The organism is Streptomyces sp. NPDC048600, assembly GCF_055587025.1.
Genome location: NZ_JBVJGZ010000030.1, coordinates 97,951 through 105,855 on the forward strand (window position 1 = coordinate 97,951; position 7,905 = coordinate 105,855).

A 7,905-nucleotide genomic window follows, 5' to 3' on the forward strand; every position below is an offset into this window, starting at 1 on the left:
CCACGCCCCCCCCCCCCGGGACGCCATGGCGCTGTCTGCAGCGAGCCGGACACGGGGAGGACCGGCGGGGCGGGCGACGCCGGCCCCGCCGCCCCCGGATAGGGTGATCCGGCCCCGGGCGCCCGGGGCCGGATATCGGATGGGGTGGGGAATGCCGAAGCACCGGCTGTCCAGAAGAGGCCGCTACACAGCCCTGGCGACGACGGCTGCCGTCGTCGTGACCGGTGCCGGGATCGCGGCGCAGACCTCGATGGCCGCGACGGCGTGGCCGGCGCAGAAGACCTACACCGGCCGGGCGTTCGACGCCTGCACGGCGCCTTCGCTCACCGCGATGAAGGCGTGGAAGAGGGACGGCTACTACGGCGGCGTGGCGGTCTACATCGGCGGCAGGAACCGTGGCTGCGCCCAGCCCAACCTGACCAGGTCCTGGGTGAAGTCGGTGGACTCCCTCGGCTGGCGGGTCGTTCCCCTCTACGTCGGTGCCCAGCCGCCGTGCCAGAGGAGCGCGAACAAGGAGAGGTTCACCGCGGCCACCGCGGTCTCGGTCGGAGCGAGCAACGCCAACGACGCGATCGCCAAGGCGTCGGCGCTCGGCATGAAGGCCGGCAGCCCGGTCTACCTCAACATGGAGGCGTACGACATCACCGACAAGGCCTGCAACGACGCCACCCTGGCCTATGTACGGTCCTTCACCAGGACCCTGCGCGCCAAGACCTACCGGGCCGGCCTCTACGGGTTCAGCAGTTCGAGTGCCAAGGCCGTCGCCACCGCCAAGGACCGCACGGACCTGCCGGGCAACCTCTGGTACGCGCTGTGGAACAACCAGGAGACCACCACGAGGGACTGGCCCTGGGACCCGAAGCTGTACACCGGCCACAGCCGCGCCCACCAGTACAAGGCCAACAGCAAGGAGACCCGCGGCGGTCACACCATCACCGTCGACCGCAACGCCTGGGACGCCCCGGTCGCCATCGTCGGCTGACGCCGAGTGCCCCCCGTCGGTCGCGGGCTCGAGCCGGGCCGTCCGCGGACGGCCCGGCGAGGGGGACAGGGGACGGCAAAGGCCCACGGCGGCTGAACCCGTCAGCGCCGTGGGCCTCTTCAGTCGTGCGGGTGGGCCGCAGGGCCGGTCAGTAGACCGGCTTCTCGGGCTCGATCTGGTTGACCCAGCCGATGACGCCGCCACCGACGTGGACCGCGTCGGCGAAGCCCGCGGACTTCAGGACGGCGAGGACTTCCGCACTGCGGACACCCGTCTTGCAGTGCAAGACGATCTTCTTGTCCTGGGGCAGACCCTCCAGGGCGGTGCCGAGGAGGAACTCGTTCTTCGGGATCAGCTTGGCGCCCGGGATGGAGACGATCTCGTACTCGTTCTGCTCGCGGACGTCGATGATCTCGATGCTCTCGCCCTCGTCGATCCACTCCTTGAGCTGCTTGGGAGTGATCGTCGAACCGAGCGCCGCCTCCTGGGCCTCCTCGGACACGACGCCGCAGAAGGCCTCGTAGTCGATGAGCTCGGTGACGGTCGGGTTCTCGCCGCAGACCGCGCAGTTCGGGTCCTTGCGGACCTTGACCTGGCGGTACTGCATCTCCAGGGCGTCGTAGATCATCAGGCGGCCGACCAGCGGCTCGCCGATGCCCGCGAGGAGCTTGATGGCCTCGTTGACCTGGATGGAGCCGATGGACGCGCACAGCACGCCCAGGACACCGCCCTCGGCGCAGGAGGGGACCATGCCCGGCGGCGGGGGCTCCGGGTAGAGGCAGCGGTAGCAGGGGCCGTGCTCGGACCAGAACACGGAGGCCTGGCCGTCGAAGCGGTAGATCGAGCCCCAGACGTACGGCTTGTTGAGCAGCACGCACGCGTCGTTGACCAGGTAACGGGTCGCGAAGTTGTCCGTGCCGTCGACGATGAGGTCGTACTGGCTGAAGATGTCCATCACGTTGTCGGCCTCGAGCCGCTCCTCGTGAAGGACCACGTTCACGTACGGGTTGATGCCGAGGACGCTGTCCCGCGCCGAAGCGGCCTTGGAGCGGCCGATGTCGGACTGGCTGTGGATGATCTGGCGCTGGAGGTTGGACTCGTCGACCTCGTCGAACTCCACGATGCCGAGGGTGCCCACGCCCGCGGCGGCCAGGTACATCAGTGCCGGCGAGCCCAGGCCGCCGGCGCCCACACAGAGCACCTTGGCGTTCTTCAGCCGCTTCTGCCCGTCCATCCCCACGTCGGGGATGATCAGGTGGCGGGAGTACCTGCGGACCTCGTCTACGGTGAGCTCGGCAGCCGGCTCGACCAGGGGTGGCAGCGACACGGGGACTCCGTTGGTCGGTCAATCACTACGGTTGTTCTCCGCGTAACACTGCCATGGGCTTTTTCATTCCGAGACACCCGTTCCGATCCGCGAGACGATTTCGTCCCAGTAACCGGGCATCGCCTCCCACGGATCGGCCTCGCCGCCCCGGTCCGTGCGGTCGGTGAACCAGATCGTGGCCGCTCCCTGCCAGCGCGCGATGCGCAGCGCCTCGTCGAGATGGACACCCGGCACACCGTGGACGAGATGGCAGAACCGCTCGGGCGGATACTCCGCGGTCCACTCCGCCACCTGCGACCAGCGGTAGTCGGTCCACGGGCCGGAGAAGGTCACCAACTGGTCGGCGGCCTCGGCGTATCCGGGGTACGGGTGGACGCCGTGGCCGAGCACGAGATGGGACGCCTCGGCCATTCCGCGCAGGACGGTGACCATCCGCCGGACACCGGGCAGCGCGGCGCGCTCGCCCGGGCAGCGGTCGAGCAGGAAGCCGTCGACCCGGTACCAGTCCAGATAGCGCTGTGCGTCGGAGATCACATCGGCGAACGGCCGGGCCCCGTACGTGGTGTCGAGCCGGCCGAGCACCCGCACGCCCGCGTTGCGCAGACGGCCCGCCGCCTGGAGGCAGTGCGGGTCGGGGCGCACGCCGGGCCCGTCGGCGACGTCGAGGACGGCCCAGTGCACGGGGGTGCCGGGGCGGGTGAGCTCGCCCCACTCCGCCGGGGCGAGCAGCGGGTGCGCATAGCCGGGGATGCCCAGGCCGGTGCGGACGTCGGTACACGCGCTGCCCGCCCTGGTACTGGTCAGATGCGGCATGCCGCCTCCATCCAGATGTCCGCGAGGGACTCCTCCAGGTTGATACGGGGCCGCCAGCCGAGCCGGTCGCGCGCGGTACGGACGTCGGCCTGCTGCCAGCTGCCGCAGCCGTCCGGGTAGGGGTAGGCGACGGGCGCCGCGTGCCCCGTGTGGTCGGCGTCGCCGCGCGGGTGTCCGATGGCGGGCCGCAGGGCGCCGGGCGGGCCGTCGAGCTCGTGCAGGGCGCCGCCGTAGCCGGCCACCCGGGCGAGCACGGCCGCGGCGTCGCGCAGCCGCACGGCCCGTCCCGAGCCGATGTTGATCACGCCCTGGGCGGCCGACAGCGAGGCCGCGTGCACCGCCCTGGCCACGTCGCGCACGTCGATGAAGTCGCGCTGGACGCCGAGGCCGCCGAGCTTCAGCTCACCGTCGCCGGACTGCATCGCGCGGCGCATGGCCTCGGCGAGCCGGCCGAGCGGCGACCCTGCCGGGGTGCCGGGTCCGGCCGGCGAGAAGACCCGCAGCACCACGGCGTCGAGGCCGGAGCCGAGGACGAGTTCGGTGGCGGCGAGCTTGCTGACGCCGTACGGGCCGCCGGGGCGTGGGACGGCGTCCTCCGCGGTGGACGAGCCGGGCTGGCTGGGGCCGTACTCGGCGGCGCAGCCGAGCTGCACCAGGCGGGCGCCGCAGCCGCTGCGGCGCAGGGCCTCGCAGACGGTGGCCACGGCCACGGTGTTGTGCCGGGTCAGCTCGCGGGCACCGCCGCGGGTGGCGCCCGCGCAGTTGACGACGACACCGGGGTGGACCGCGTCCAGGAAGCGGGTGAGCGCTCCCGGGCTGCCGGAGGCGAGGTCGAAGCGGACATCGGCGTCGTCACCGCGGCCGAGCGCGGTGAGCTGGACGGCCGGGTCGGCGAGCAGGCGGTCGGCGACGAAGCGGCCGAGGTAGCCGTTGGCTCCGATCAGCAGGACCCTCATCGCGCGGCTCCCGGGGTGTGCGCGCCGACGGCTCCGGAGGCCCCGGCGGGTCGGGCCGCTCCAGCGGCTCCGGTCACGCCGGTGGCTCCGGGTGCTCCGGATCGGGAGGTGGTCATCTGGTCTTCTCCTTCGAGTCCTTCAGGGGGATGGTGCGAGTTCGGGTGTTCTCGGCGGCGCGGGCGGCGGCCGCAGGGAGCGTGGGGGGTACGTCGGTCGCGGACCGAGCGGACCGAGCGGACCGAGCGGACCGAGCGGACCGAAGGCCAACGGACGGAAAGCCAACGGACCGGCGGGCCACGGCGGCACGTTTCACCGCGCCACGGCCCGCCCCCGGGCCACGGCTCACCGGCCGCGGGCCGCTCACCGGGAGGCCACCGGTTCGGCGTGCGCCGAGGCGAGCGTCAGCGTGCGCCCGGCGTGGATCAGCAGGGTCAGCGCACCGGCCGCGCAGATCAGGGCCGGAACGCTGCCTGGCCCCCACGCGGACACGAGTTCCTCGACCGGCACGGAGAGGAAGCCGCACCCGGGCAGACGCCCGGCGAGGACGGTGCCCAGCGCGGCGCCCTCGGCGGCGGCGCAGGCGGTCAGCACCACCGCCGGCGCGTGGGTGAAACCGTGCGCGGCCAGCAGCCGGGCGAGCAGCAGGAGCGCGCCGAGGCCGAGGATCCCGGGGTACCCCACGGCCTCGTCCAGAGCCTCCCCGCACAGCACGAGCAGCGCGGCCAGCGCGCCCATGAACAGGGCGAACGAGCCGAGCAGCAAGGGCCGTACGGCGGAGGCGAACTCCTCCAGGCCCCGGCTGGCGGTGAGTCTGCGCCGGGCCTCGGCGGCGAAGAGGTGCGCGCACCAGGCGGCCGGGGCGCACGCGAGGGCGAGGGCCAGGAGGGCGGCGGTGGCCAGTGGCCAGGGCCCGTCGGACGCGCCGTCCGGCAGGGTGTCGGGGCCTCCGGTGACGCTGGACCGGAGCAGTCCGTCGCCGAGGGCGGCGTAGCCGACGAGCCAGCCGGTCCAGACGCCGGTGACGGGCGGCCGGGCGGCCGACGGGGCGCGGTGGACGCGTAACGGCCCTCGGCGGACGGCCAGGCGTACGCCCAGGACCAGGGCGAGGGTCCCTGCCACGGCCACGAGCAGCCGCGGCTGTCCGTCGGTCAGCCGCAGCCCGGCCACCGCCGCCGCGCACAGGGCGCCGGGCAGCAGGGCGAGCAGCGCCCAGCCGATGCGGGCCGCGGCGGGCGCGGGGAGTCCGACGGCACGTGCCCGGGTGTCCGCGTCGCGCGGGACCCGGGCGTACATCTCCTCCGCGAGGGAGAAGACGTCTCGGTGGCGGAACCGGGCCGCGGTCCGGTCGGTGACCCCGTGGGCCTCCAGTCCGGCCGCGATCTCCAGCGGGTCCACGGCCCGCTCGCACAGTTCCCGGTGACGGTGCATCAACGCCTTGACGGGGTCGGCGGCACCCCGCCGGGGAGCGGGCCTCCGACCGGCCCCGGCCGCACGCCCCCCGTCGGCCCCACGACGGCCCGCCTGCCCGGCCCCGGCCGCACGCCCGCCACCGGCCGCACGCCCCTCACCCGTCTCACGGTCCCCCGCCTCACGCCCCCCGTCGACCGCGAGGCCACCGCTCTCCGCGCCCTGCACCGAGCGGCCCCAGGCCGCCGGGTCACCGCCCGCAGAGACACCCACCGGGGAGACACCCCCCGCAGGGCCACCACCGGCCCGCTCGTCCCAGCCCCCCGCTCCGCCCGGCATCCCCCACGGCTCCCGTTCGCGTCCGTCCACGCCGCTCACGTCACGCACGCCGCTCACCGCGCTCCCTCCGCCGCGCGCCCGGCGACACCGGGAACGACCCCACCGGACCCGGCCCCACCGAACCCGACCGCACCAGGCACGACCGTGCCGGACCCGACCGCACCGGGCCCGGCGACCCCGCGCTGAGCCGCGCCTCGCGCGGAACCACCCCGCCCGGCACCACCCCGCGCGGAACCGCCTCTCCCCGTGGCCCGCACGGGCGGACCCGCCGCCCAGCCGGGCGCGGGCGCGAGGGCGGGCGCCGGCCAGCGCCCGGGGGCATGAGCCTCGGCAGGCACGGCGAACGGCAACGGCTCCCCCGCCTCGTCGAGGACGACCCGCCGGACCGGGCACTGCGCCACGATGTCCAGGTAGACGCCGTGAAATGCCTCGACGCACCGCTCGACGCTGAACAGCTCCAGCGCCCGGGCGCGCGCGGCGGCCCCGAGGCGCGCACGCCGCTCGGGGTCGCGCAGCAGGGCCACGCACGCCTCCGCGAGGGCCCGCGGATTGCGCGGCGGCACCACGAGCCCCGTGCCGCCGATGACCTCCACGACCGCGCCCACGTCCGTCGACACGGTCACCCGGCCGCAGAGCATCGCCTGGACGAGGCCCAGCGGGAATCCCTCGACGACGCTGGAGAGGACGACCACGGCACCGGAGGCGTAGCCGTCGGCGAGGTCCGGGACGTCCGGCTCGCCGACCTCCTCGAACGAGACGGGGTTGTCGCCGGCCGCGTGGGGCCCGTCGGCCTCGTCGGGGAACAGCTGCGCGGCCAGGCCCCGGCAGTGGGCGAGATAGGCGGCGCCGTCGGCTCCCACGGCGGCGCCGATCACCCGCAGCCGGGTCTTCGGCTCCTCCCGGCGGACCTCGGCGAAGGCGTGCAGCAGCGAGACGAGGTCCTTGGCGGGCTCGACGCCGCCGATCCAGACCAACGTCTCGGGGTCGGCGCTCTCGGGCGCCTCGCCGACCTCGGCGAACCGTTCCGTGTCCAGTCCCGGGTGGACCGTGCGCAGCTTGGCCCGGTCGGCGCCGCAGCGTTCCTGCCAGCGGCGGACATGGCTGTTGCCGTGGGTGACGTAGGCGGCGCGCCGGTAGGTCTCGGCGGCGAGCCGGCCGTGGAAGGCGGCGAGCAGGGCCCGTACGACGGGGGCCTCGTGCGCGCCGGTGGCGAGGTAGTGGCTGCGCAGCCGGACCCCGTACTCGGTCACCAGCAGCGGCACCCCGCACAGGTGATGGGCGAGCAGCCCCGGCAGGGCGGCGGGGCCGCCGGACGCCGCGTGGCACAGGTCGACCGCGCCGAGCCCCTCGTCCTCGTACCAGCCCAACGACAGCGGGCGCAGGGCGCGTTCCAGGTGTCCGGCGAGCGCGAGCAGGTCGGGCACCCGGGCCTCGTGGGCGGCGCGGGGGGCGCCCGGCGCGCGACAGGCGCGTTCCAGGGCGCGCACCGCGGTCTCGGAACGCAGCGCCGCCACCAGGCCGCCCTCGTCGCGGGCGAGCTCGGCGAGACCGTACAGCGCGCTGGCGAAACGGTCCGCCTCGGCGGTGGACGGCGGGGACGACGCGGCCTCGGCGCTTGCCGCGCACAGGGCGGCGGCCAGCTCGCCGTAGCAGTCGGCGAAACGTCGCCGGGCCCGTCGGCCATAGGCCACCCCGTCGTCGTCGGCCATCCACAGCGGGGCCGTCCGCACGCGGCTGACCTGCGGTGGCAGCGCGACCCAGCCCTCGTCCTCCTGGCGTTCGTCGCGACTGAGCGCGTACACGTGGAACTCGTGCTGGTCCAGTCCGCGCACCAGCCGGTCGCACCAGAGCCTGGCGTCACCGTTCACATACGGATAGCCACTTTCGGTCAGCAGTCCGATGCGCACGAGTGCACCCCCGATCTCCCGTATCAGGAGCCGCCGTTGACCCGGCGGCTCGCAGCGGGACGAACGTAAGGGGACAAGAGGGTGGCGGGGGGGGGGGGGGGGGGGGGGGGGGGGGGGGGGGGGGGGGGGGGGGGGGGGGGGGGGGGGGGGGGGGGGGGGGGGGGGGGGGGGGGG

6 protein-coding genes are annotated in these 7,905 nt (G+C 74.7%); 1 reads left to right on the forward strand and 5 read right to left on the reverse strand.

The window, feature by feature from the left end:
• Positions 1-151: 151 nt before the first annotated feature.
• The gene (locus ACZ6SQ_RS31815) at positions 152-982 is read left to right on the forward strand and encodes a glycoside hydrolase domain-containing protein (RefSeq protein ID WP_469568238.1); all 831 of its coding nucleotides are present in this window, start codon (positions 152-154) and stop codon (positions 980-982) included.
• 148 nt (positions 983-1,130) lie between these two features.
• On the opposite strand, the gene moeZ is transcribed toward ACZ6SQ_RS31815, so the two are convergent.
• The 5 genes from moeZ to ACZ6SQ_RS31840 all read right to left on the reverse strand — a co-directional run bounded on the left by moeZ (position 1,131) and on the right by ACZ6SQ_RS31840 (position 7,731).
• Positions 1,131-2,309 (reverse strand): adenylyltransferase/sulfurtransferase MoeZ, encoded by a 1,179-nt coding sequence (moeZ, locus tag ACZ6SQ_RS31820; protein WP_389336276.1) that lies wholly within the window; start codon positions 2,307-2,309, stop codon positions 1,131-1,133.
• 63 nt (positions 2,310-2,372) lie between these two features.
• A complete protein-coding gene (locus ACZ6SQ_RS31825) occupies positions 2,373-3,122 on the reverse strand; it encodes a spherulation-specific family 4 protein (protein WP_469568240.1) in 750 nt (249 codons plus the stop codon).
• Positions 3,110-4,078, reverse strand: coding sequence for an NAD-dependent epimerase/dehydratase family protein (locus ACZ6SQ_RS31830; protein WP_469568242.1), 969 nt, complete (start codon positions 4,076-4,078; stop codon positions 3,110-3,112). The genes ACZ6SQ_RS31825 and ACZ6SQ_RS31830 overlap by 13 nt, the downstream gene beginning before the upstream one ends.
• Before the next feature lie 360 nt (positions 4,079-4,438).
• Positions 4,439-5,824, reverse strand: coding sequence for a hypothetical protein (locus ACZ6SQ_RS31835; protein ID WP_469568255.1), 1,386 nt, complete (start codon positions 5,822-5,824; stop codon positions 4,439-4,441).
• A gap of 53 nt (positions 5,825-5,877) precedes the next feature.
• A complete protein-coding gene (locus ACZ6SQ_RS31840; protein ID WP_469568243.1) occupies positions 5,878-7,731 on the reverse strand; it encodes a DUF3492 domain-containing protein in 1,854 nt (617 codons plus the stop codon).
• Between the last annotated feature and the right edge of the window lie 174 nt (positions 7,732-7,905).

Coding starts and splice junctions, on each gene's coding strand:
- ACZ6SQ_RS31825 (WP_469568240.1), bottom strand. CDS start 3,122: ATGCCGCATCTGACCAGTACCAGGGCGGGCAGCGCGTGTACCGACGTC.
- ACZ6SQ_RS31815 (WP_469568238.1), top strand. CDS start 152: ATGCCGAAGCACCGGCTGTCCAGAAGAGGCCGCTACACAGCCCTGGCG.
- ACZ6SQ_RS31830 (WP_469568242.1), bottom strand. CDS start 4,078: ATGAGGGTCCTGCTGATCGGAGCCAACGGCTACCTCGGCCGCTTCGTC.
- ACZ6SQ_RS31835 (WP_469568255.1), bottom strand. CDS start 5,824: ATGCCGGGCGGAGCGGGGGGCTGGGACGAGCGGGCCGGTGGTGGCCCT.